Origin of the sequence: Phenylobacterium sp. (assembly GCF_030697925.1) — a bacterium.
In the GTDB taxonomy this organism is placed as follows: domain Bacteria; phylum Pseudomonadota; class Alphaproteobacteria; order Caulobacterales; family Caulobacteraceae; genus Phenylobacterium.
In genome coordinates, this window is record NZ_JAUYOJ010000080.1 from 133366 (window position 1) to 154223 (window position 20858).

Annotated in this window: 26 protein-coding genes and 1 pseudogene; 14 read left to right on the forward strand and 13 right to left on the reverse strand. The window is 69.0% G+C overall.

Translation table 11 applies throughout. The annotated features are described in order from the left end of the window. Positions 1-8: 8 nt before the first annotated feature. From Q8Q88_RS07860 to Q8Q88_RS07870, 3 genes are read left to right on the forward strand one after another with little or no spacing between them, the layout of a single operon-like run. Positions 9-530, forward strand: coding sequence for a YdcF family protein (locus tag Q8Q88_RS07860; protein ID WP_305674641.1), 522 nt, complete (start codon positions 9-11; stop codon positions 528-530). A gap of 60 nt (positions 531-590) precedes the next feature. Beyond that, the gene (locus Q8Q88_RS07865; RefSeq protein WP_305674642.1) at positions 591-950 is read left to right on the forward strand and encodes a hypothetical protein; all 360 of its coding nucleotides are present in this window, start codon (positions 591-593) and stop codon (positions 948-950) included. Between the two features lie 22 nt (positions 951-972). After that, positions 973-2688 carry a hypothetical protein gene (locus Q8Q88_RS07870; protein WP_305674643.1) on the forward strand — a complete coding sequence of 572 codons (1716 nt, stop codon included), beginning with the start codon at positions 973-975 and terminating at the stop codon, positions 2686-2688. A 30-nt stretch (positions 2689-2718) separates the two neighbouring features. Here Q8Q88_RS07870 and Q8Q88_RS07875 read toward each other — a convergent pair whose 3' ends face one another. From Q8Q88_RS07875 to Q8Q88_RS07885, 3 genes are read right to left on the reverse strand one after another with little or no spacing between them, the layout of a single operon-like run. Further along, positions 2719-3564, reverse strand: coding sequence for a class I SAM-dependent methyltransferase (locus Q8Q88_RS07875; protein ID WP_305674644.1), 846 nt, complete (start codon positions 3562-3564; stop codon positions 2719-2721). A gap of 26 nt (positions 3565-3590) precedes the next feature. Further along, the gene (locus tag Q8Q88_RS07880; RefSeq protein WP_305674645.1) at positions 3591-5405 is read right to left on the reverse strand and encodes an aminopeptidase P family protein; all 1815 of its coding nucleotides are present in this window, start codon (positions 5403-5405) and stop codon (positions 3591-3593) included. Positions 5406-5461: 56 nt separating this feature from the next. Beyond that, positions 5462-6631 carry an MFS transporter gene (locus Q8Q88_RS07885; protein WP_305674646.1) on the reverse strand — a complete coding sequence of 390 codons (1170 nt, stop codon included), beginning with the start codon at positions 6629-6631 and terminating at the stop codon, positions 5462-5464. Positions 6632-6756: 125 nt separating this feature from the next. On the opposite strand from Q8Q88_RS07885, the gene Q8Q88_RS07890 reads away from it, so the two are divergent. After that, entirely contained in the window at positions 6757-7101 is a 345-nt protein-coding gene (locus tag Q8Q88_RS07890) for a GIY-YIG nuclease family protein (RefSeq protein WP_305674647.1), read from the forward strand. A 198-nt stretch (positions 7102-7299) separates the two neighbouring features. Beyond that, a complete protein-coding gene (locus Q8Q88_RS07895; RefSeq protein WP_305674648.1) occupies positions 7300-7860 on the forward strand; it encodes a GNAT family N-acetyltransferase in 561 nt (186 codons plus the stop codon). On the opposite strand, the gene Q8Q88_RS07900 is transcribed toward Q8Q88_RS07895, so the two are convergent. From Q8Q88_RS07900 to Q8Q88_RS07910, 3 genes are all read right to left on the reverse strand, one after another. After that, entirely contained in the window at positions 7861-8310 is a 450-nt protein-coding gene (locus tag Q8Q88_RS07900; RefSeq protein ID WP_305674649.1) for a hypothetical protein, read from the reverse strand. A gap of 86 nt (positions 8311-8396) precedes the next feature. Beyond that, on the reverse strand, positions 8397-9263 hold the full coding sequence (locus Q8Q88_RS07905; RefSeq protein WP_305674650.1) for a 50S ribosomal protein L11 methyltransferase: 867 nt from the start codon (positions 9261-9263) through the stop codon (positions 8397-8399). A gap of 42 nt (positions 9264-9305) precedes the next feature. Further along, on the reverse strand, positions 9306-9785 hold the full coding sequence (locus Q8Q88_RS07910; RefSeq protein ID WP_305674651.1) for a hypothetical protein: 480 nt from the start codon (positions 9783-9785) through the stop codon (positions 9306-9308). Positions 9786-9878: 93 nt separating this feature from the next. Here Q8Q88_RS07910 and Q8Q88_RS07915 point away from each other — a divergent pair, with 93 nt between their 5' ends. Beyond that, positions 9879-10268 carry a hypothetical protein gene (locus tag Q8Q88_RS07915; protein WP_305674652.1) on the forward strand — a complete coding sequence of 130 codons (390 nt, stop codon included), beginning with the start codon at positions 9879-9881 and terminating at the stop codon, positions 10266-10268. Here Q8Q88_RS07915 and Q8Q88_RS07920 read toward each other — a convergent pair. Continuing rightward, positions 10265-11167 (reverse strand): alpha/beta fold hydrolase, encoded by a 903-nt coding sequence (locus tag Q8Q88_RS07920; RefSeq protein WP_305674653.1) that lies wholly within the window; start codon positions 11165-11167, stop codon positions 10265-10267. The two genes, Q8Q88_RS07915 and Q8Q88_RS07920, sit on opposite strands and share 4 nt — an antisense overlap. 75 nt (positions 11168-11242) lie before the next feature. Further along, positions 11243-13579 (reverse strand): ATP-dependent helicase, encoded by a 2337-nt coding sequence (locus tag Q8Q88_RS07925; protein ID WP_305674654.1) that lies wholly within the window; start codon positions 13577-13579, stop codon positions 11243-11245. Between the two features lie 102 nt (positions 13580-13681). Here Q8Q88_RS07925 and Q8Q88_RS07930 point away from each other — a divergent pair, with 102 nt between their 5' ends. Further along, the gene (locus tag Q8Q88_RS07930; protein ID WP_305674655.1) at positions 13682-13900 is read left to right on the forward strand and encodes a hypothetical protein; all 219 of its coding nucleotides are present in this window, start codon (positions 13682-13684) and stop codon (positions 13898-13900) included. 3 nt (positions 13901-13903) lie between these two features. Further along, entirely contained in the window at positions 13904-14107 is a 204-nt protein-coding gene (locus Q8Q88_RS07935) for a hypothetical protein (protein ID WP_305674656.1), read from the forward strand. Here the strand turns inward: Q8Q88_RS07935 and Q8Q88_RS07940 are convergent. Next, entirely contained in the window at positions 14104-14313 is a 210-nt protein-coding gene (locus tag Q8Q88_RS07940) for a ribbon-helix-helix domain-containing protein (RefSeq protein ID WP_305674657.1), read from the reverse strand. The genes Q8Q88_RS07935 and Q8Q88_RS07940 overlap by 4 nt on opposite strands. Before the next feature lie 128 nt (positions 14314-14441). Between Q8Q88_RS07940 and Q8Q88_RS07945 the strand changes: the two genes are divergently transcribed. Further along, entirely contained in the window at positions 14442-15224 is a 783-nt protein-coding gene (locus tag Q8Q88_RS07945) for a Coq4 family protein (RefSeq protein ID WP_305674658.1), read from the forward strand. A 3-nt stretch (positions 15225-15227) separates the two neighbouring features. Here Q8Q88_RS07945 and Q8Q88_RS07950 read toward each other — a convergent pair whose 3' ends face one another. Together Q8Q88_RS07950 and Q8Q88_RS07955 are read right to left on the reverse strand one after the other, a co-directional pair. Beyond that, positions 15228-15404 carry a DUF4169 family protein gene (locus Q8Q88_RS07950; protein WP_305674659.1) on the reverse strand — a complete coding sequence of 59 codons (177 nt, stop codon included), beginning with the start codon at positions 15402-15404 and terminating at the stop codon, positions 15228-15230. After that, positions 15404-15988 (reverse strand): glutathione S-transferase family protein, encoded by a 585-nt coding sequence (locus tag Q8Q88_RS07955; protein ID WP_305674660.1) that lies wholly within the window; start codon positions 15986-15988, stop codon positions 15404-15406. Before Q8Q88_RS07955 ends, Q8Q88_RS07950 begins: the two co-directional genes overlap by 1 nt. 133 nt (positions 15989-16121) lie before the next feature. On the opposite strand from Q8Q88_RS07955, the gene Q8Q88_RS07960 reads away from it, so the two are divergent. Continuing rightward, a complete protein-coding gene (locus tag Q8Q88_RS07960) occupies positions 16122-16358 on the forward strand; it encodes a DUF2171 domain-containing protein (RefSeq protein WP_305674661.1) in 237 nt (78 codons plus the stop codon). 87 nt (positions 16359-16445) lie between these two features. Further along, positions 16446-17069: a M23 family metallopeptidase gene (locus Q8Q88_RS07965; protein ID WP_305674662.1), complete on the forward strand. Its 624-nt coding sequence runs from the start codon at positions 16446-16448 to the stop codon at positions 17067-17069. A gap of 6 nt (positions 17070-17075) precedes the next feature. Here Q8Q88_RS07965 and Q8Q88_RS07970 read toward each other — a convergent pair whose 3' ends face one another. After that, positions 17076-18278 carry a pyridoxal phosphate-dependent aminotransferase gene (locus Q8Q88_RS07970; RefSeq protein WP_305674663.1) on the reverse strand — a complete coding sequence of 401 codons (1203 nt, stop codon included), beginning with the start codon at positions 18276-18278 and terminating at the stop codon, positions 17076-17078. Between the two features lie 227 nt (positions 18279-18505). Between Q8Q88_RS07970 and Q8Q88_RS07975 the strand changes: the two genes are divergently transcribed. Continuing rightward, entirely contained in the window at positions 18506-19231 is a 726-nt protein-coding gene (locus Q8Q88_RS07975) for a TVP38/TMEM64 family protein (RefSeq protein WP_305674664.1), read from the forward strand. A gap of 6 nt (positions 19232-19237) precedes the next feature. Here Q8Q88_RS07975 and Q8Q88_RS07980 read toward each other — a convergent pair whose 3' ends face one another. Then, positions 19238-20104, reverse strand: a complete 867-nt coding sequence (locus Q8Q88_RS07980; RefSeq protein ID WP_305674665.1) for a class I SAM-dependent methyltransferase — start codon at positions 20102-20104, stop codon at positions 19238-19240. A 121-nt stretch (positions 20105-20225) separates the two neighbouring features. On the opposite strand from Q8Q88_RS07980, the pseudogene Q8Q88_RS07985 reads away from it, so the two are divergent. Together Q8Q88_RS07985 and Q8Q88_RS07990 are read left to right on the forward strand one after the other, a co-directional pair. Then, positions 20226-20383: pseudogene (locus Q8Q88_RS07985) on the forward strand (glutathione S-transferase); the annotation flags it as partial. After that, positions 20378-20848, forward strand: a complete 471-nt coding sequence (locus Q8Q88_RS07990) for a glutathione S-transferase family protein (RefSeq protein WP_305674676.1) — start codon at positions 20378-20380, stop codon at positions 20846-20848. The pseudogene Q8Q88_RS07985 and the gene Q8Q88_RS07990, both read left to right, overlap by 6 nt. The last annotated feature ends 10 nt before the right edge of the window (positions 20849-20858 follow it).

Consider the following 20858-nt stretch of genomic DNA (forward strand, 5'->3'; position numbering starts at 1 on the left):
CGATCGGGATGAGCGCCTATCTGATCGTGTTCGGGGCGGCCGTCCGTGCGGATGGCCAGCCCAGTGGCAGCCTGATGCGCAGGCTGGAGGGGGCGCTGGCCGCCGCCAGGCTGTTGGACGCGCCCTATTTCGTTCCGACCGGCGGACTCGGTGAGACAGGCTTCGTGGAGGCCGAAGTGATGGCGCGGGTGCTGCGCGCCGCAGGCGTGCCTGAGAACCGCATCCTGATCGAGGACATGTCCGTCGACACCCTGGAGTCCGTGCGCCGCTGCGACGCGATCCTGAAGGCGCGCGACGATGTGGCGGCGGTCTATGTCTGCACCAGTCCCTACCACCAGCCACGCTGCTGGCTACTCCTGACCCTGCTCGGCTACCGCACCGTCCGGCCGCCGATGCCCGCGGACCGGGCGTCGCTCGGTTTGGCGAAATGGCTGATCTTCGTGACCAAGGAGTTCATTGCGGCACCCTATGATTGCATACTATTGTTGTGCGACCGGATGACGGTTGGAAGGGGGGCTCCTTCCGCATAGGTCGTCGCCGGCAAACGGGGGTCGGTCATGCGGAAGTATTTGATCCTTGGAGCTGTTGGCTTGATCGCCATCGCCCTCGTGGTGTTCTACCTGCCGCCGAAACCTGATCCGACGCCCCCGCCGGTCACGCCCGGCGACCCGCTCGCCCAGCAACTGGCGTTGCTGGCGGAGAATGCCGAGCGCACCTGCCTGGTGGGCGCCGACACGCGCACGAGCGCGGCGGTCAGCTCTCAGATCGAGCTGATCAAGGGCGTCCGCGCGAGCGCCAATGTCGAGCGCCGCGAACAGGCGCTGAGGGGCGCCATCGACTTTCCGGAAAAGCTGAAGGCTCCCGAAATGGCCGCCGCGCGCGCCTGTCTGGAACCTTGGGCCGAACAGATGCGCCGGCTCGCCGAAGTGGCGATGCAGAAACCGGGCTGACGTCCAGGAAGAGGAGACGTCCATGCGCAGGGATCGTCGATGGAGAACGCTCGGCGGCTTGGCCCTGGCGGCCCTGGCGGCCCTCGCGGCCAGCGGCGGACCGTCGGTGCGGGCGCAGGTCGCGCCGGAGGATCTCCGCACCCTCGAGGCCGTGGCCGCCCAGCTGAACAGCGTGGTCGTCAGCGCTGAGCGGAGTTGCCTCTCCAGCGTCGAGACGACCAAGCGGAGGGGCTTCTTCTCCGGGATCTCACAGGACTGGGGCGAGTTCGTTCGCCTTGGCATGTCAGGCGGGGTGGAGCAGCGAGAGCGGCGGGTCCGGGGCGCGGCCCGCGACCTTCCGAAGGCGCTCTGGTCGGTGCAGGACGACAAGATCCGAACCTGTATCCAGGCGCAGGTGCAGCCGACGTTCCTGGCCTATGGCCGGGTCCTCGAGCGGATCGCCGCCGGCAACTTGCCGGCCCTTATCGGTTTCCGGTTCGATTTCCAACGGGTCCGCACGGCCGACCGGAAGCGGTTCACCGACCAATTGGTCGTCCACGCCCAGGCGCCGGGGCAGACCGTCAACCAGCGGATTTCGCTGCAGGACCCGACGGGCATCCCCTATTTCGTGCAGTATTTCTCACTACCCCAGAGTGGCGCGGCGGTTTCCGGGGTCATCGCGGCCGAGGCGGCTTCGTCCCAACTCACCAGCACCCCACCGATCCTGACCAACTTCTGCTTCCAGAAGGCGCCGGGGACCGTTCCGGCGGGCGTCAGCCACGACTATTTCACCTGCCCGGAAGGCGGCGTCTGCCGGCCGTCGCCGCTGACGACCCGTCTCCTGCGCGCCTGCCCGAACCCGCCGCCCTCCGCCTCGGCGGCCCCGAAGGTCTGGCGCGCCAGCTATCAGCGCGAGGGCGCGTCGCAGGCGGCCGTCAGCTGGAACGTTCCATCGATCGAGACCCTCTCCGGCCGGGGCGCGAGCCACACGGGCTACAGCATCTTCACGCTGGAGGACCAGACGTTCCGCGACATGCCGCAGGTCACCTCGGTGGTGGTCGGCCTGAAGGTCAACGGCGTGGCCGTCAACGAGGATGGCGTCCCGCCGGAGCTGAGGCCCGTCAAGGTCGAGCCCGGCGGACCGTTGAGCTACAGCTTCGCGCTGCAGACCCTCAACTTCGACGGCGCCCGGCGGGGGTGCGAGGACATCGAGGTCAGCCTCACCCCGCTGCTGGAAGACGGCCGCAAGGGGCCCACGCGCGTCGCGCGGCTCGATTATGTGGCCTTCCGCGATGTCGCCCCACGGCCGGCGGCGGGAGACGGCTCGGGCCTGACCTGGAGCGCCACCTACATCCGCCCGGCGGAGGCGTGGCGGAACATGCTGATCCTCAACTCCTACTCCTATCCCTTCGCGAGCGCCGCAGCGCAGGAGGCGGTCATCGCCAAGGCGCAGGCGGACAAGGCCTGGCTCGACGCTCAAGGCTTTGTCTACAACGGTCAGCCGGTGGTTGGCGCCATCCGGCCGCCGCGAATCCTGCAGCCCGACGGCTCGGCCGCCTACGGTTTGATGGCGGCGCTTCGCCAACCCTCGGGACAGCTACGCCTGGTGTCCACCTATGAGGCCGGCAAGGCGCTGGCCGGCTACCTGAAGGCCCAGCGCGGACGAAGCGCGCGCGCCGCTCAGGTGATCGACAAGGCGCCGTTTGTCCTGGCCGCCGGCGCGAACATCATGAGCCTGCCGGGGGTCTGTGAGAACTGAACCCTGGCGACAGGTGCGACCGCCGGCGTCTCACGCCGAACGGGCCGTCACGATCCAGCTGGCGGACGGCAGCTTGACGCCGTCCTCGCCCTCGTGCGGGCGCAAGGCCTCGCGCACGGTGTCGATCACCCTGTCCCGCCGCTCGGGATGCTCGCGCAGCATGGCGCCCAGCGGGCCCACCCTCAGCGCCACGCCGAGCGTCTGTTCCAGGTCGCCGCTGCCGATCTTGCGGTCGTGCGGGGCGGTCTCGATGGCGCCGAAGCCCGCCTGGGAGAGAATGTCCCGCACCCGCGCCGGATCGGCGAAGGCGAAGGGGCCCGGGGCGAGCGGATCGTTGGGCGGCGGGGGCGGCAGCAAGGACAAGGCCGCGGCCATCGGCAGCGTCATGAACGGGTTCTCGTCGGGCCTGCGCCAGCAGACGAAGGCCAGGCGCCCGCCCGGCTTCAGGGCGCGGCGGATATTGCTGAAGGCCGCGACGGGATCGGCGAAGAACATCACGCCGAAGCGCGAGAAGGCGCCGTCGAACGACGCTGGCTCGAACGCATAGGTCTGGGCGTCGGCCTCCAGGAAGTCCGGTCCGTTCGGGCCGCCGCGGCGGCGGGCGACCTCCAGCATGGGCCGCGAGATGTCGACGCCGAGCACCGACCCGCCCGACGCAACGGCCTGCGCCAGCGCCAGGCTGGTCTGGCCGGAACCGCAGCCGATATCCAGAATCCGCTCGCCGGGCCTGGGCGCCAGGGCGGCCGTCGCTTTCTGGCCCAGGGGCTCGAGCTGGGCGTCCATGCGGTCCTGGAGGCTCGCCCAGGTGTCGCCCGCCCCGGCGTTCCAGAATTCGATCTGGGCGGCGTTGGCGGTCGTTTCGTCCGTCGTGGTCATTGGGCGGCCCCTCCCGGAGCGGTCGGCTAGATCGGTTGGCAGGCGGCCTCGAGCCAGGTGCGCACTTCGCCCTCGACCCGCGGTCCGATCTCCGCCCAGACCCGGGCGTGGTAGGCGTTGAGCTGGTCGCGCTCGGCAGGGCTGAGCATCTCGACCACCACCAGGCGGCGATCCATGGGGGCCAGGGTGAGGGTCGCGAAGCCGTGCATCGGCCGCTCGCCGCCGGGGATGGCTTCGGCCTCGGTCACGTATTGCAGGTTCTCGATGCGGATGCCGTAGGCGCCTTCCTTGTAGTAGCCCGGCTCGTTGGAGACGATCATCCCCGGCTTGAGCGCCACGAAGTTGGGCAGCTTGGATATCCGCTGTGGCCCCTCGTGGACGCCGAGATAGGAGCCGACGCCATGGCCGGTGCCGTGGTCGTAGTCGAGGCCCATCATCCAGAGCGGGGCCCGGGCGAGCGCGTCCAGGGCCGAACCGGTGGTGCCGGCCGGGAAGCGAATGGCGGCGAGCGCCAGGTGACCCTTCAGCACCAGGGTGAAGCGCTCGCGCATTTCCTGGCTGGGTTCGCCGATGGCCACCGTGCGGGTGATGTCGGTGGTGCCGTCCAGGTACTGGGCGCCGGAGTCGACCAGCAGCAATGAACCGACCTCGGTCAGCTTGTTGAGGCGATTGGTCGGGCGGTAGTGGACGACAGCGCCGTTGGAAGCCGCGCCGGCGATGGTGTCGAAGGAGAGGTCCTTGAGCGCGCCGGTGGCCTGGCGGAAGCCTTCCAGTTTGGTCACCACCTCGATCTCATCGACCGTGCGGGTCTGGGCCTCGGTGGCCAGCCAGTGCAGGAACTGGGTGACCGCGGCGCCGTCGCGGCGGTGGGCCTCGCGGGTTCCCTCGATCTCGATGTCGTTCTTGCAGGCGCGGGGCAGGGCGCAAGGGTCATCGCCGCGCACCACCTCGGCGCCGGCCTTGGCCAGGGCGTCGAAATACCAGGCCGAGGACTGGCCGGGATCGACCAGGACCCGCTTGCCCTTCAGCTCGGCCAGGGCGGCGGGGAGGTCGTCGGCGGTCTCCAGCCGCACCTCGTTGCCCAGCCAGGCCCGCAGCTCGGGGCTGACCTTCACCGGATCGAGAAACAGGCGGGCCGAGCCGTCCCGGTTGAGGATCGCCTGGCCCAGCGGCAGGGGGGAGCGGATCACGTCGCCGCCGCGGATGTTGAACAGCCAGGCGATGGACGACGGCGCGGTCAGGACCGTCGCCTCGGCGTTCTTGCCGGTGATCGCCTCGCCGACCCGGGCGCGCTTGGCGGCCGACTCCTCGCCGGCATAGGCCAGCGGATGGGGAACCACCGGGGCCGTCGGCTGAGCCGGGCGCGCGGCGCCCCAGGCGGTGTCCAGCGGGTTCGGGGCGACGGGTTTCAACACGGCCCCGGCCTTGGCGGCGGCGGCCTTGAGCCGCTCCAGGGCGTCGGGGGAGTGCAGGCGCGGATCGTAGCCGATGGTCTGGCCCCGGCCGGTGGCGGTCTCCAGATAGGCGGGCACGCCGCCCTCCACGAGGTCGCGGATCTCGAACACGCCCTGATCGACCTGGTCGCGGACCTGCAGGGTGTAGCGGCCGTCCACGAAGATGGCGGCCTTGTCCTTGAGGATCACCGCGGCCCCGGCCGAGCCGGTGAAGCCGGTGGCCCAGCCGAGCCGGTCATTGGCCTGCGGCAGGTACTCGTTCTGGTGTTCGTCCTCGTGGGGAACCAGGAAGCCGTCCAGGCCCTGGGCGCTCATCGCCTGACGGATCAGGGGAACGTGCTTGGGGCCGAAGGACGGGTCGGTGCTTTCGTCGAAGGTCTGGCGCATGGGGCGAACTTAGGGAAGGTCGCCCGACTTCGCCACCTTGGCCTCAGTCGGGGGCCTCAGTCAGGCCGGCGCAGCAGCAGCAGGCAGGCGAAGGCCAGCACGCTGGCGGCGATCAGCACGCCGAGCGCCAACTCCACCGAACGCGCCAGGGCCAGGGCGAAGAGCAGCGGGGCGATCGCTCCGACCAGTCGCGCCGGGACGTTCAACGAGCCCAGCCGGCCGCCATAGTTCAGCGCCCCGAACAGGGCCAAGGGCAGGGTCCCTCGAACGATGGTGAAGAGCCCATTGCCTGCGCCGTAGAGGATGGCGAAGGGCGCGGCGGCTATCGGGCCGAGCGCCAGCAGCAGGCCGGCGCCGATCGGGAAGGCGACGACGGTGACGCGGCCCGAGTTCAGCGGGTGGATCCGGCGCACCAGCACGAACTCTGCGAAGCGGGCGGCCACCTGGGCCGGCCCCACCAGCATGCCCGCCGCCACCGCCGCCGCGGCGCTGGCGCCCATGGCCGTCAACATGGGCGGCAGGTGGGCGCCCATGATCGAGCCGATCCCAGACATCACCGCCAGCGCCGTGGCCAGCAGCACCATCTGGAAGGCGACCGGAGCCGGGCTGGCCGGCGCGTCGGTTGCGGCGTCCTCGGTCGGCGCTACGACCGCCGGAGCGTCCCGCGGCAGGGTCAGGTGGAGCGGCAGGCAGATCAGCAGGTTGGCCGCGGCCCAGACCAGGCAGGCGCCGCGCCAGCCGATCTCATGGTCCATCCAGGCGGTGAGCGGCCAGGCGATGGTCGAGGCAAAGCCGGCGATCAGGGTGACCCCGGTGATCGAGCGCCGCGCGTCCAGGCCGAACCACCCGACTAGGCCCGCGAAGGCGATGTCGTAGAGGCCGAGCGCCATGCCCAGGCCCAGCACCAGCCAGGAGAGAGCCAGGTGCCACGGTTCCTGCGAGACCGCCATGCCGGCCAGGCCCAGGGCCAGGATGATGCTGGCGGCCGACAGCGGCAGACGCGCGCCGCTGCGGTCGACGGAACGTCCGGCGGCGGGGCCCACGAAGGCATGGATCAGCAGGGCGCCGGAAAAGGCGCCGAACACGAAAGCGGTGGAGGTCCCCACCGCCTGGGACATGGAGCCGGCCAGGGAGGCGGGCAGGTAGCTGGAACAGGCATAGCCGATGGTCTGGGTCGCCCCGAGGGTCAGGACGGCGCGGCGGGGGCTGATGCTCTGCGCCGCCATGTCGTCCGAAGCCCCCGAATCCGCGAGGCCTGACCATGCCTCGATCCGCTCACGGACCAAAGTGTCCGCGTGTATTTTGTCCGGGTATAATTGACGGGCGGCGCGAAAAGCGTCATCCTCGGCGCATGGAAAAGACCCGCCGCCGCGACCTCGTCCGCGACTACAAGGAAATCAGGAGCCGCCCAGGCGTCTATAGCCTCACCTGCGAGGCGACCGGGGAGACCTGGGTCGGGAGCTCGCGCGCCATCGGCACCCAGGTGAACAACATCATGTTCTCCCTGCGCCACGGCTCGCATCGCAACCGCGCCCTGCAGCACGCCTGGACCACCCATGGCGAGGCCGGGGTGGTCTACGCCATCGTCGAGGCCCTGGACGACGAGGAGATGACCGGCATCGGCCGCGAGACCTGGCTGAAGGAGCGCCTGCGCCACTGGATGCAGATCCTTCAGGCCAAGCCGGCCATCGCCTGATCTGGCGTCGAGGCCCGAGCTGGGCTATGGAGACCGCATGCGCAGCGCCGCCATCCTCTCGAATTCCTGCGGTCCCTACGGGGCCGTGCGTCTTCGCGTGGGCTGACCGCCTGCTTTGAAAAGACCCACGACCCCTGCCAATCCGGCCGGGGTCTAGGAGACGAGCCCGTCCGCTGGCGTGACCCACGGAGAGCTCAGATGACCACCGACTTCCCCATACGAACCAAACGGCTGCTGCTGCGCGACGTTCGCGCGGACGATTTCGACGCCATCCATGACTACGCCACCGACGAGGCGGTGGCGCGGTTCATGGACTGGGGTCCGAACACCATCGACCAGACTCGCGAGGCCCTGGACCGCTGGCTGGTCGCGCAGGCCGAGGCCGTGCGCCTGGTCCTGAACTTCGCGGTCGTGGTGGCCGATGAGGATCGGTTGATCGGTTCGATTCGAATGGCCTACCAAGGTCAGCAGAACGCCGATATCGGCTACAGCCTGCACAGCGCCTACTGGCGGCAGGGCTACGGCGCGGAGGCCGCCGGGGCGATGCTGGAACTGGGCTTCGAGCGGTTCGGCCTGCATCGGATCTGGGCGACCTGCGATGTGGCCAACGCCGGCTCGTACGGCGTGATGGAGAAGATCGGCATGCGGCGCGAGGGGACGTTCCTGCAGGACGTTCAGGTCAAGGGCCGCTGGCGGGACACCCACCTCTACGCCGTGCTGGCGCAGGAGTGGGCGGCCCGCCGCGTTGAACCCGCCTAGTTAGCGGGGCGGTTCGGTCGTGGCCGCGGCGTCGGCGGCGGCGTCGCCGGCGCTGACAGCGGCGTTCTCGGCAGACTGGGCCGAGCGTTCGGCCGCGGCGCTGGCGTTTTCAGCCGCCGAGCGGGCCGCGGTGGCCACGTCGGCGGCGGCGTCGCGCGAGGCCGCGGCCGCGTCGGCCGCGGCGCCTTGGGCGGTCGCGGTGGCGCTGTCGAGCGTGGCTTCGGCGCGTCCGCTCTCGCGGGCGGCCATCAGGTCACCTTCGTCGGTGGTCGAGGTGTTGAAGACGAAGAACAGGCCTATCACCGCGACGATGGCCACCAGGGCGGCGATCCACCAGCCGGCGTTATTGCCCTTACTGGTTTCACCAACGGTGCGAACTTCCTCGCGTCGGACCGTCGCCGGTCCTTCGGTCACGGTCTTCTCGACATACGGTTCGTTGGGATCTGCCATCTGCTTTCCTCCTAGGACGCGGGGCGGCGAAGCCACGCTTGTCGGTCGGAGGAACGTGACCGCGGGCGAGGGGTTCCGACCCGCCTTTAGGCCCGGCGCAGCACCAGGGTGGCCCAGGCGTCGCGGTGGATGCGCCGATGCAGGCGGAACCCGCGCGAGCGGTAGGCCGCGAACACCCGGCGCTCCTGGGTGCGCAGCAGGCCCGAGAGGATCGCGGTCCCACCGGGCTTCAGCGCGCCCTTGATATCCTGCGACAGGGCCACGAGGGGCGCGGCAAGGATGTTGGCGAACACCAGGTCGTAGGGCGCGGCCTCGCGCACCAGCCGGTGGCCCAGGCCCGAGGCGTGGACGAAGCGGGCGTCGGCCTGGTTCAGCTTGGCGTTCTCGCGGGAGATCCGCACCGAGGGGGCGTCGATGTCGGTTCCGACCGCCTTGCGGCTGCCGGTGCGCGCCGCGGCGATGGCCAGAACCCCGGTGCCGGCGCCGACGTCCAGCACTCGCTCGAAGCGCCGCGCCTTGATGAGCTGGTCATAGGCGAACAGGCAGCCGACGGTGGTGCCATGGTGGCCGGTGCCAAAGGCGGCCCCGGCCTCGATCCGCAGATTGACGGCATTGACCGGCGCCCGGCCGGTGTCGTGAGCGCCGAACACGAAGAACCGGCCGGCGCGGACCGGCGGCAGTCCCGACAGGGCCATGGCCAGCCAGTCGGCGTCGGCCAGCTTCTCGACCAGGGTCTTGAGCTTGGGGAACCTGGCCAGGGCGGCGACCAGGCCATCGGCCTCCTCGGTCGAGGTGGGGAAGGCGTCGATCCGCCAGACGTCGTGGTCCTCGTCCTCTTCCAGGATGGAATAGGTGACGCCTTCCAGCATCAGGTCGACATCGATCGCCTCGGCGGCGGCTTCGGCGATGGCGCGGGGGCCGCGGGCGATGATCTGGACGGCGTCTTCGGTCATCCGCGCCCTTTAGAGCGCCAGGGCTCGAAAGGCGAGGGGGCTTCAGGCCGGCGGCCGCTCGGGGGCTTCCGGAGGCTCAGGGGGTTCGGGCGGCTGCTGCGGCTCCGGCGCGTCGGGCGCGACGGCGTAGATATCCCCGCCGATCGACGGATAGCGCCGTGGCGGCGGGGCGTAGTCGGGGGCCGGCGCCCGGTCGGGGACCGAGATGAAGCGCTGCGGGACGTAGGGCGGCGGTTCGTAGGCCTCGACCTCGGCGGCCGGAGCCTCCTCGGGGAGGTCGGGCTGCAGCCAATCGGTGCCGATCACATAGTCCGGTATGCCGTATTTGTAGTTGGCGAAGGCCGAGCCGCTGGTCGCCTGGATCCGTTGGCCGGAGACCGGGGCCACGGTCTGCGGCCCCTCGGGGCCGATCAGCTCGCGCGCGGCGGGCTTGATCGCCAGGCCGGCGCCGATCCCGGCGAGCGCGAACGCGACCACGCCGATCGCGGCCGCCAGCTCCGAACGGGTGATCGAGAGGATCATGTCATCTAGCAAGCGCCCAATCGCGGCCTTGGTTCAAGCCGCTTCGCCTCACAGGCTCGCGAGGCGAGGCTGGTTGGGTGTAGAGGAGGCGTCATGAGCAAGTACCTTCCCCTGTCCGAACGCCTGGCGCGCGAAACCGCCGACCAGTGGCGCCCGACCCTGGCCGAGATCGAGGCGGTGCTGGGCTTTCCCTTGCCCAAGGCGGCCCAGCAGGCCGCCTGGTGGGGCGGGGCCAGCGACAAGCCGCACCACCGCGCCTGGCTCGATCAAGGCTGGCGGGCCGGAGACTTGGATCGCGCCGACGGCACGGTGACCTTCCACCGCGACCCTACCGCGGGCCTGCCACCGCCGCCCGTGGACGCGCCTCCCGTCGTCGAGGCCCATCGCGGCGTCGGCGGCATGGCTCTGATCGGGGCTGGGGTGGCGGTCATCGCCGGGATCGGCCTGCTCGCCGCCCGGCTGATGAAGGGCCGGAAGACCTAGGCGGCGGCCCGGGCCCGCGCCGTGGCCCGCTCGATCAGGTCGCAGAGGGTCCCGATCAGCGGCTTGGGCAGGTTGTGGCCCATGTTCGGCAAGATGTGCAGCTCCGAGCCCGGAATGGTCGCGTGGGTGTCCTCGCCGCCGGTGGGCGGCACCAGGGGATCGTCGGCGCCGTGGACCACCACGGTGGGGGCGGTGATCGTGGCGAGCGCCGCCCGGCGGTCGCCGCTGGCCACCACGGCGGCCATCTGCCGGGCGAACCCCACCGGATGGAACGAGCGCTCGAAGTCGGACTTCATGCTGGCGCGCAGTTCGGCCTCGTCGGCCTGGTAGTTGGGCCCGTTCATGATCCGGGCTCCGGCGATCCCGTAGTCGAGGAAACCTTCCAGATCCTCCAGCGGGCTTGGTCCCCGCTGGGTCAGCCGCTCCATGGCCTCGGGCTTGGCCGGGGGCAGGGACGGGTTGCCGGTCGTCGACATGATCGAGGTCAGGGACAGCACCCGGCTCGGATGCTCGGCGGCGATCATCTGGGCGATCATCCCGCCCATGGAGGCGCCGACGATGTGGGCGCGCTCGAAGCCGAGCGCGTCCATCAGCCCGACCCCGTCGGCGGCCATGTCGGAGAGGATGTAGGCGACCGGCGGCTTCTGGCCCGACATCAAGGCCTTGTAGACCTCCTGCATGTCCGGGGCGCCGGCTTCATCGAGCTTGTGCGACAGGCCCACGTCGCGGTTGTCGTACTGGACCACCCGGTAACCCCGCGCCGCCAGCTCGGCCACCAAGGCTGGCGGCCAGCGGGTCATCTGGGCGCCCAGGCCCATGATCAGCAGCAGCGGCTCGCCGGTCTCGGGACCGTGGAGCTCATAGTGCAGCGGAATGCCGTTGGCGGTGATCTGGGGCATCAATTTCCCTCGGGTGGCTGGCGCAATGAGGCTTCACCTTGGAGGCCTTCCGCGCTCGGCGCACGAAGAAAATCGTCAGCCCTTCTCCACGAACGAGTCGATCACCTTCTTCTCACCCGCCTTGTCAAAGGCGACGGTGAGCTTGTTGCCGTCGACGCTCTTCACAGCGCCGTAGCCGAACTTCAGGTGGAAGACCCGGTCGCCGCGCTTGTAGACGCTGGCGGCCGAGGCGTCGGAGACGGCGATCAGCCGGCCCTCGCCCTCGATCACCGCGCCGCGGCCCGGATGGCTGCCGTGGTAGTTGCGCTCCTGGGCGCGCTTCCAGCCGGGGGAGGTGTAGCCAGCCCCGAAGCCGGGGGTCTCGTCCCAGCGGCTGCCGTGCTGCTGCATGCCCGGACCGCCGCCGTAATAGCCGGTCTCCGACGTCGCCTCGACATTGGCCAGGGGCAGTTCGTCGACGAAGCGGCTGGGGAGCTGGCTGGTCCAGCGGCCATAGACCTGGCGGTTGGCTGCGAAGGAGATGCGAGCCTCTTCGCGGGCGCGGGTGATGCCCACATAGGCCAGGCGGCGTTCCTCCTCGAGGCCCTTCTCGCCCTTCTCGTCCATGCTGCGTTGGGAGGGGAAGACGCCTTCTTCCCAGCCGGGCAGGAAGACCAGGGGGAATTCCAGGCCCTTGGCGGAGTGCAGGGTCATGATCTGCACCGAGTCCGCCTGCGGCCCACGATCCAGCTCCATCACCAGGGAGACGTGTTCCAGATAGGCCTCGAGGGTCTCGTGGGCGCCCATGGCCTGGACCAGTTCCTTCAGGTTCTCCAACCGGCCCTGGGCGGTGGGCGTCTTGTCCAGCCGCAGCGCGTCGGTATAGCCGCTCTCCTCCAGCACCTGCTCGGTCAGGCGCGGGTGGGGCGTCTCGCCGGCCAGCATCCGCCAGCGATCCATATCGCGCAGGAAGTTCGACAGGGCTGTGCGGGTGCGGGCGGCCAGTTCGTCGGTGCGGACCACCTGGCGGGCGGCCTCCATCACGGGAATGCCGGCGACCCGGGCCATCTGCAGCAGCTTCTGGACCGTGGTTCCGCCGATGCCGCGCTTGGGGACATTGACGATCCGTTCGAAGGCCAGGTCGTCGTCGGGCGACTGGATCAGCCTGAGGTAGGCGTGGACGTCGCGGATCTCGGCGCGCTCGAAGAACCGCGGGCCGCCGATCACCACATAGGGGATCTGGAGCAGGATGAACCGGTCCTCGAAGGCGCGCATCTGGAAGGAAGCGCGAACGAGGATGGCCATGTCGCGGAACTTGCGGGGCTCCTTCTCCGTGCCGCCCTTCCTGGCGCGCTCGATCTCCTCGGCGATCAGCCGGCTCTCGGCCTCGCCGTCCCAGACCCCGCGCACCACGACCTTCTCGCCGTCGTTGGCCTGGGTCCACAGGGTCTTGCCCAGGCGGCCCTTGTTGGTGCTGATCAGGCCCGAGGCTGCGGCCAGGATGTGGCTGGTGGAGCGGTAGTTGCGCTCCAGACGGATCACCGTGGCGCCCGGGAAGTCGCGCTCGAAGCGCAGGATGTTGTCCACCTCGGCCCCGCGCCAGCCATAGATCGACTGGTCGTCGTCGCCCACGCAGCAGACGTTCTGGCGCTTCTGGGCCAGCAGCCGCAGCCACAGGTACTGGGCGACATTGGTGTCCTGATACTCGTCGACCAGGATGTATTTGAAGCGGTCGTGGAACTCGGCCAGCACGTCGGCGTGGTTCATGAAGATGGTCAGGTTGTGCAGCAGCAGGTCGCCGAAGTCGCAGGCGTTCAGCACCCGCAGCCGGTCCTGGTAGAGCTGGTAGAGCCTCTGGCCCTTGTTGGGGCCGAACTCCGCGCCCTCGCCGGGCGGGAGGCGCTCGGGAGTCCAGCCGCGGTTCTTCCAGTGATCGATCATCCCGGCGAGCGTCTTGGGCGTCCAGCGCTTGGGGTCGATGTTCTCGGCCTCCAGCACCTGCTTGATCAGCCGCTCCTGATCGTCGTTGTCGATGATCGTGTAGTTCGACTTCAGCCCGACCAGGTCGGCGTGTCGCCGCAGGATCTGGGCGGCCACGGAGTGGAAGGTGCCCAGCCAGCGCAGGCCCTCGGCCTGAGGGCCGATGATGTGGGTGATCCGCTCGCGCATCTCGCGCGCGGCCTTGTTGGTGAAGGTGACGGCCAGCAGCTCCCAGGGCCTGGCCTTGCCGGTGGCCAGGATGTGGGCGAGCCGCGTGGTGAGCACCCGGGTTTTGCCGGTGCCGGCTCCGGCCAGCACCAGGACCGGCCCGTCGGTGGCCTCCACCGCCGCGCGCTGTTCGGGATTAAGGCCCTCGAGATAGTCGGGGCCGCTGACCCGGGCCAGGTCGCTGACGCGTTGCGCGGGCAGGGGAGCTGATTCAAAGGACGACATCGGAACATATGTAGCACAGACGCCGGCCGGCTTAAGTCCCGGAACCCCTCCGAATGCGGTTCGTTTCTCTCGCAGCTTTGCTGTGACACCCAGGAGGAAGACATGGCTGCCGAATCCAAGTCTTCGCCCCCCTGGCTCGCCTTCCTGGTCGGCGGGCTGGTCGTGGCGGTCGTCGTCATCGCCTTCGTCGTCTATTCGGGTGGCGGCCTGTCGAAGCCCCAGATCCCCAGCAGCGTCGAGGTGGATGTGAATCTGCCCAAGGCGCCGCCGATCCCCGACGCGCCCAAACTACCCGACGCGCCCATTCCAACGCCCAAATAGCCGATGGACGACGAGGGGCCCCGCGAATCCAAGCCGATCCCGTTGATCATCTGGGTGGTGCTGGGCTTCCTGGTCGTGCTCGGCTTCATGGTGGCGCTGCGCGCCGTCAATCCTCCGGGAGCAGGGATGGGACCGCCGACCCCCGACGTGATCGTGCCCACGGCGCCCAAGCCTGCGCCTCTCCCCGACGTGAAGCCGGCGATCTAGCGTCGCGCGAAGGCCAGGGCCGCGACCCGGCAGGCCGAGGCGAGGGGCCGTTCGCCGCGGCCTTCATCGATGCGAGCGATCAGGGCCGCCAGGCTTAGGCCGTCGGCTCGCGCCAGTTCGTCCAGCACCTCCCAGAACTCCGGCTCCAGCGCCAGCGAGGTGGCGTGGCCGGACAGCAGGATGGAACGTTTACGAAGGCGCGGCATGATCGCCCTTGTGGGGCAAGGCGAGGCCTCAACGCAACTGCGGAGCCCGGACGCCGCATTGCCTCTTGCAAAAAGGTGACGCTGGCGTCATCTTTAATCCGAACGCTGTTTTGTAGAGGCTGCTCCCAATGGCCATGACCGCCGACTCCTTCGACGTCCGCTATCAGCGCCAGGCCGATCCGGCCACGACGCCGATGCCAAGGCCCAAGCTCCAGTGGGGCGTGGCGCTGAAGGCGTTGCAGCGCCTGCTAAACGACAAGGAAGATACCGGCCAGGTTTTCGAGATCATGCGTGCGCTCACCGGGAACTCGAGCGCCAAGGGCTATGAGCGCCTGCTGACCACGCCCCAGGGTGGCCGTCTGGCCTATGAGCGGGTCGAGCTCATCGACAAGCTGATGGACGACGCCTGGCTGGACGCCTTCGCGCCCGGCACGGTGGGGGCGGCCTATTGCGAGTTCATCCGTAGCGAGCAGCTGTCGGCCGAGGGTTTGGCCGAGATCAGCCGGGTCAAGAGCAACGACATCGACGTGCGCCATCCCCATGCCTGGTTCGGCCGCCGCACCCGCGACGTCCACGACATCTGGCACATCCTGTCCGGCTATCATCGCGACGGCCTGGGCGAGGCCTGCCTAGTGGCCTTCTCCTACGCCCAGACCAAGAGCCTGGGCTGGGCCCTGATGGCGGTCGGCGCCACAATCCGCTCGCGTGGGGGCGACCATCCCTACGGCAAGGCGATTTGGCAGGGCTATCAGCGCGGCAAGGCCAGCGCCTGGCTGCTGGGCGAGGACTATGAGCGCCTGCTGAACGAGCCGCTCGAAGCCGCCCGCCGCCGACTGGGGATCACCCCGCCGACGATCTACGAGTCCATTCCGCCGGAAGCTCGCGACGCCGCCGTTCCCGGCCAGATGTAGGCATCAGTCCTCGCGCTTGGCGCCGTCCAGGGCGCGGTCGGCCTTTTCACCTTGCGCCTTGGTGAGCGCCTTCTCGGCCTTCGGCCGGCCGAAGGCCGCGCGGTTGCGCGCCGCCTGGACGCGGTCCTGATCGCGGACCTTGGCCTTCCTGGCCTTGTTGAAGTTCACGACCTCGGCCATCAGCCGGCGTCCTTGGCCATGGCCCGCGCGAGGGCCGGACGGGCGTTGAGCCGCCCAAGCCACTCGTCATAGACGGCGTGAGCCGGCAGCATTTCGCGGGCGAACTGCAGCAGGCTGGCGAACACGATGTCGGCGGCGCTGAAGGCCTCACCCAGCAGATAGGGAGTGGCCTCGAGGGCGCTCTTGAGCCGCGCGTCCAGGGCCTCGTACTGAGCCTTCATCGGATCGGTGGCGGTGCGGCCCTCGAAATGGGCGCTGATCACCGGCTCCAGCACCCCGGCATAGTAGGCGAGCCAGGTGAGATAGGAGCCGCGCAGGGGATCTCCCACCACCGGCCCGATCCCGGCAGCCGGGAACTTGTCGGTGAGATAGAGGGCGATGGCGACGGACTCGCTGATCAGCACCCCATCGTCCAGCAGGGCGGGCACCTGTTTGTGCGGATGAGGATTGGCCGGATCCTTGGCGCCGACCCCGTCGCGGCGGGCGATGTCGACGACCTTCACCTCATAGGGCGCGCCCAGCTCCTCCAGCAGCCAGATCATCCGGGTCGAGCGCGATTTCGGGGCGTGGAACAAGGTCAGCACGGGGCGGCGTCCTTCAGAGGCAGGAATCAGTGCGGCGTGAACATAAACAGAACATCGTTCGCCGCGCAACTTTCGGCGAAACAGGATGCGAGGTTCGCGTGTTTGGCTTCCACACAGCAATCAGGAGAAAGCCATGATCCAAGCTTCGCTTATCCGCGAACATATGGAAGTGATCGGCTCGGACGGCGGCCATGTCGGACGGGTCGACCATGTGCTGGGCGACGAGATCGAACTGGCCAAGCTGGACCTGGGCGCCGGCCTCAAGCACCACCTGATCCCGATGACCTGGGTCGACGATGTCGAAGAGGACAAGGTGCGGCTGAACCTCACCGAAGACGCCGCCAAGGCCAGCTGGCGCGAGAAGCACTAGAGCCGCGAGCCCTTGCCAGGCCCAGGCCTGAGGATAAGACGGGGCGAAGCCCTGGGCTTCGGCCCGTTCTCCTGTCCGGAATTGCGCATGATCGGTTTTCGTCTCGCCTGTTCACTGGCGGCCAGTCTTCTCGTGGCGACGTCGGCGAACGCGGCCGATCCGCCGCCGGCGAGCGAAGGCCTCTATCGCCTGCCTTACGAAACCGGCGCCCAGGTGAAGGTGTTCGACGACGCCCTGAGCCATCGGCCGGTCGGACGACTGGACCTGTTCGGGACAGGCGGGGCGGGCCCTTACCGCGTGGTCGCCGCAGCCGCGGGGCGGATCGTCGCCATCCAGGACAGCTTCGCCGAGCAGCAGTCCGGACGCGCAGCGGAGGACTGCCGGAACAACTATGTCTGGATCGCCCATCCGAACGGGGAGTGGACCAACTATTCCCACCTCACCCAAGGCTCGGTGCATGGGACCGCCAAGCTCCGGGTCGGCGGCGCCGTGGAGGCCGGGCGGTTCCTGGGCTTCGAGGGCGCGGTGGGCTGCGCCATGCTCGACCACGTCCATTTCGAGGTCGCCGTCCCGGCGGCCGGCCAGCCGATCGACGCCGGCGGCTTCCTGCTGGACAACGCGACCAGCCAACGCGAGCGCACGCCGCGGTTCTGCGGCGTCGCGGGCGAAGTAGTCGTCAAGGGCTCGACCTATATGGCCAAGCCCTGTTGACGATGCCTATTTCAGCGAGGCGCAGAAGCGCTGGATGCGGGTGCAGGCGTCTTCCAGCACCGCGTTGGAGGTGGCGTAGCTGATGCGGAAGAAGGGCGAGAGGCCGAAGGCCGCGCCGAACACCACCGAGACGCCCTCTTGCTCCAAGAGCTGGACCGCGAAGTCCTGGTCGTCGCCGATGACCTTGCCGTTGGGCGAAGCCTTGCCGATCAGCTTCTCGACCGAGGGATAGACGTAGAAGGCGCCCTCGGGCGTCGGACAGTCGATGCCGGTCGCCTGGTTCAGCATCGAGACCACCAGGTCGCGGCGGCCCTCGAACAGCTTGGCGTTCGGTTTGATGAACTCCTGCGTGCCGTTCAGCGCCTCGACCGCCGCCCATTGCGAGATCGAGGAGGGGTTGGAGGTCGTCTGGCTCATGACCTTGGCCATGGACTTGATCAGCGGCTCGGGGCCGGCGGCGTAGCCGATCCGCCAGCCGGTCATGGCGTAGGCCTTGGAGACCCCGTTCATGGTGAGGGTGCGGTCGTAGAGCGCCGGCTCCACCTGGGCGATGGTCCAGAACTCGAAGTCGCCGAACACCAGGTGCTCGTACATGTCGTCGGTCAGGATCCAGACATGAGGATGGCGCAGCAGGACATCGGCCAGGGCCCGCAGCTCGGCCTTGGTATAGGCCGCGCCCGACGGGTTCGAAGGCGAGTTCAGGAACAGCCACTTGGTCTTGGGCGTGATGGCGGCGTCCAGGTCCGCCGGTTGCAGCTTGAAGCCGCGCGCCGCGCTGGTCGGCGCCGCTACGGGCGTTCCGCCAGCCAGCAGCACGATGTCCCAGTAGCTGACCCAATAGGGCGTGGGGATCACCACCTCGTCGCCGGGGTTCAGCGTCGAGATCATGGCGTTCCAGATCACCGGCTTGCCGCCCGGCGAGACGTTCACCTGGCTGGTCTTGTAGGTCAGGCCGTTCTCGCGCTGGAACTTGGCGACGATGGCTTCCTTCAGCTCAACGATGCCGTCGACATTGGTGTACTTGGTCTTGCCGTCACGGATCGCCTTGATGGCGGCTTCCTTGATGTTGTCCGGCGTGTCGAAGTCGGGTTCGCCCGCGGCCAGGGAAATCACATTCCGGCCCTGCGCCTTCAGCTCACGAGCTTTCGCGTCGGCCGCCAGGGTGGCGGACGGCTTCACGCGGGCGAGCGCGGCGGATTCGAGCGACATGGCGGGCAGACTCCCGGGACAGGTTGAAAGGAACGGGCGCGGGTTTAGCGGAAGGCGGCGCAAAGGCAAAGCCGGCTTGGCCCGCGGAACGGCCTTTCCGGGCGATCGTTTGCGAAAAGCCACGGCGGGAACCCATGACGGTGGCGGGCGGCCCCTGGAGCGGCGCGGTGATCTTGCCTGGCCCTCGCCTGGCTTGACCCCTTCGCGCGAACAGGCGACGGGAGGGCATGCGTCGCATCCTCCGCTTCATCAACGAAATGGACGCCAAGGCCTGGCGGACGCTGGCGGTGTCCTTCGTCCTGTTCGGCGGGGTGGGCGTGGTGTTCCTGTTCGGGGCCCAGGTGCTGGGCTTCGACGGGGAGGCGACGGTCGAGCGCTGGCTGGGCATGGCGTCGGACGGCCCCTGGGCCTTGCCGGCGGCGGTGGCGGCCTTCGCCATCCTGGCCTTCCTCGGCGTGCCCCAGTTCGTGCTGATCGCCGCGGCGGTGGTGGCCTTCGGGGCCTGGACCGGGTTCGCCTATAGCTGGATCGGCACCATGGTCTCGGCCCTGGTCGGCTTCCACGTCGGCCGCCTGGCCGGGGCGCGGGCGCTGAAGGCGCTGTCGGGCGAGAGCATGCAGCGGTTCATGGACCTAGTGGGACGCAACGGCTTCCTGGCCAGCCTGATCGTGCGGCTGGTGCCCTCCGCCCCCTTCATCGTGGTCAATATGGCCGCGGGGGTGACGCCGATGCGGATGCGCCACTTCACCGCCGGGACCGCCCTGGGCATCGTCCCGAAGATCGCGCTGACCGCCTTCGCCGGGAACTCCATCGTCCAGGTGGTGAAGGGGCAGGGGGGCGGCCACGTGATCTGGTTGGTGCTGATCGTGGTCCTGTGGATCGCCATCGGCTGGTTCGCGCGCAACTGGCTGAAATCGCGCGAGGACGCGATCAGCGGACCGCGCAAGGACTGAGGCGGGTCAGGCGCTCCAGATCGCGAAGGTGAAGTGGGCCGAGCCTTCATTGAGGAGCTGCCGGTCGGCGGCCAGCATCTCGTCGATCACCGGGCTGTCCTCGGTCACCAGCGGGACAACGACGCCGCCCAGGATGTTGAGGAAGGTCCCTCCGACCGGCTCGAACTTGACCCCGGGCAGGTGTCGCTGCGCCGCGGCCAGGATGCGCTCGCTCTGCGGCGCCTCGCTGGGGTCGCGCCGGTACATCTTCAGCCAGCTCAGGATATTGGAGCGGTGGAGCTTGCGGACCGGCACGCCGCGGCGGACGGCGCTCTCGGCCAGGAAGGCGTTGGCGCGCGCCACTTCCGTCGGCGTCCACTGCAGCCGGTTGGGACCGACATAGTCGTTGATGACAATCACTCCGCCGGGTTTGAGCACCGCCTTCGACCAGGCCAGGGCGTCGTCCACGTCGCTCATGTGGTGCAGGCTGTGGTCCCAATAGACCAGATCGTATTCGGGCTTGCGCTCCGCCCCGAAGACGTCGCCCGAGCGATGGGTGATCCGGTCGAGAAGGCCGAGCGCCTCCGCCGCCTTCCGACCCTGGTCTATCCGCGTCTGCGCGATCTCATAGAGATCGAAATGGCCGACGAGGCCGTCGGCGATGAGGGCCAGCTCCTTCGCGGCGGGGCCGCAGCCGATGGAGACCGCGCGTTCGAAGACCCGGCCCGGGAAGTCCTTGGCCAGGCGCCGGCGCACGCCCTGCGAGCCGCCGGTCAGCGCCGCTTCGCCGCACAGGGCCTGGTTGTAGTACGACTGGCACTTGGACGAGGACCACCAGTTCACGCGCCCGGAATTGTCGACGCGGTTCCAGTGCTCAGCGGCTGCGGTCGTCATTGGGGCCCCCCATGTCTGACGAAATTTCCGGAGACCCCGAGGCCTGCCAACAGCCTCGGCCTCCATTCTTGGCGCGAGCCTCATCATCTACTATCGACTGCTCAACGAGAGGATAATCCCAGTGCTGAGACTCTTCCACTCGCGCGGATCCTGCGCGCTCGCCTCGCATATCGCCCTGGAAGAGGCCGGGGCGGACTACCAGGCCGTGCGCGTGGATCTGGGCGCTGGCGAACAGACCATGCCGAATATCTGGCGATCAATCCGAAAGGCCGGGTGCCGGCCCTGGTCACCGACCGGGGCGTGCTGACCGAGACCCCGGCCATCCTGGCCTTCGTCGCCCAGAGCTATCCCCAGGCGAGGCTGGCGCCGCTGGACGATCCCTTCGCCTTCGCCCGCGCCCAGGCGTTCAACAGCTACCTCGCCTCGACCGTCCACGTGGCCCATTCGCATGGCCGGCGCGGCTATCGCTGGGCCGACGGCGCCGCGGCGATCGCCGAGATGAAGCGCAAGGTTCCGCAGACCATGGCCGCCTGCTTCGTCCAGATCGAAGCCGACCTGCCGGACGACGGACCCTGGGTGTTGGGCGCGGACTATTCGATCTGTGACCCGTACCTTTTCACCATCTGCACCTGGCTGGAGGGCGACAAGGTCGAGATGGCGCAATTTCCGAAGGTTTTTCGCCACTTCCAGCGGATGAACGACCGACCGGCGGTCAGGAAGGTTCTTGCGCGGGAGGCGGCCTGAGGCCGTGTCT

Excerpts from the sequence above, each read along its gene's own strand:
- Q8Q88_RS07860 (WP_305674641.1), top strand. The coding sequence starts at position 9 with ATGAGCGCCTATCTGATCGTGTTCGGGGCGGCCGTCCGTGCGGATGGC.
- Q8Q88_RS07870 (WP_305674643.1), top strand. The coding sequence starts at position 973 with ATGCGCAGGGATCGTCGATGGAGAACGCTCGGCGGCTTGGCCCTGGCG.
- Q8Q88_RS07875 (WP_305674644.1), bottom strand. The coding sequence starts at position 3,564 with ATGACCACGACGGACGAAACGACCGCCAACGCCGCCCAGATCGAATTC.
- Q8Q88_RS07880 (WP_305674645.1), bottom strand. The coding sequence starts at position 5,405 with ATGCGCCAGACCTTCGACGAAAGCACCGACCCGTCCTTCGGCCCCAAG.
- Q8Q88_RS07885 (WP_305674646.1), bottom strand. The coding sequence starts at position 6,631 with ATGGCGGCGCAGAGCATCAGCCCCCGCCGCGCCGTCCTGACCCTCGGG.
- Q8Q88_RS07890 (WP_305674647.1), top strand. The coding sequence starts at position 6,757 with ATGGAAAAGACCCGCCGCCGCGACCTCGTCCGCGACTACAAGGAAATC.
- Q8Q88_RS07895 (WP_305674648.1), top strand. The coding sequence starts at position 7,300 with ATGACCACCGACTTCCCCATACGAACCAAACGGCTGCTGCTGCGCGAC.
- Q8Q88_RS07900 (WP_305674649.1), bottom strand. The coding sequence starts at position 8,310 with ATGGCAGATCCCAACGAACCGTATGTCGAGAAGACCGTGACCGAAGGA.
- Q8Q88_RS07905 (WP_305674650.1), bottom strand. The coding sequence starts at position 9,263 with ATGACCGAAGACGCCGTCCAGATCATCGCCCGCGGCCCCCGCGCCATC.
- Q8Q88_RS07910 (WP_305674651.1), bottom strand. The coding sequence starts at position 9,785 with ATGATCCTCTCGATCACCCGTTCGGAGCTGGCGGCCGCGATCGGCGTG.
- Q8Q88_RS07915 (WP_305674652.1), top strand. The coding sequence starts at position 9,879 with ATGAGCAAGTACCTTCCCCTGTCCGAACGCCTGGCGCGCGAAACCGCC.
- Q8Q88_RS07920 (WP_305674653.1), bottom strand. The coding sequence starts at position 11,167 with ATGCCCCAGATCACCGCCAACGGCATTCCGCTGCACTATGAGCTCCAC.
- Q8Q88_RS07925 (WP_305674654.1), bottom strand. The coding sequence starts at position 13,579 with ATGTCGTCCTTTGAATCAGCTCCCCTGCCCGCGCAACGCGTCAGCGAC.
- Q8Q88_RS07930 (WP_305674655.1), top strand. The coding sequence starts at position 13,682 with ATGGCTGCCGAATCCAAGTCTTCGCCCCCCTGGCTCGCCTTCCTGGTC.
- Q8Q88_RS07935 (WP_305674656.1), top strand. The coding sequence starts at position 13,904 with ATGGACGACGAGGGGCCCCGCGAATCCAAGCCGATCCCGTTGATCATC.
- Q8Q88_RS07940 (WP_305674657.1), bottom strand. The coding sequence starts at position 14,313 with ATGCCGCGCCTTCGTAAACGTTCCATCCTGCTGTCCGGCCACGCCACC.
- Q8Q88_RS07945 (WP_305674658.1), top strand. The coding sequence starts at position 14,442 with ATGGCCATGACCGCCGACTCCTTCGACGTCCGCTATCAGCGCCAGGCC.
- Q8Q88_RS07950 (WP_305674659.1), bottom strand. The coding sequence starts at position 15,404 with ATGGCCGAGGTCGTGAACTTCAACAAGGCCAGGAAGGCCAAGGTCCGC.
- Q8Q88_RS07960 (WP_305674661.1), top strand. The coding sequence starts at position 16,122 with ATGATCCAAGCTTCGCTTATCCGCGAACATATGGAAGTGATCGGCTCG.
- Q8Q88_RS07965 (WP_305674662.1), top strand. The coding sequence starts at position 16,446 with ATGATCGGTTTTCGTCTCGCCTGTTCACTGGCGGCCAGTCTTCTCGTG.
- Q8Q88_RS07970 (WP_305674663.1), bottom strand. The coding sequence starts at position 18,278 with ATGTCGCTCGAATCCGCCGCGCTCGCCCGCGTGAAGCCGTCCGCCACC.
- Q8Q88_RS07975 (WP_305674664.1), top strand. The coding sequence starts at position 18,506 with ATGCGTCGCATCCTCCGCTTCATCAACGAAATGGACGCCAAGGCCTGG.
- Q8Q88_RS07980 (WP_305674665.1), bottom strand. The coding sequence starts at position 20,104 with ATGACGACCGCAGCCGCTGAGCACTGGAACCGCGTCGACAATTCCGGG.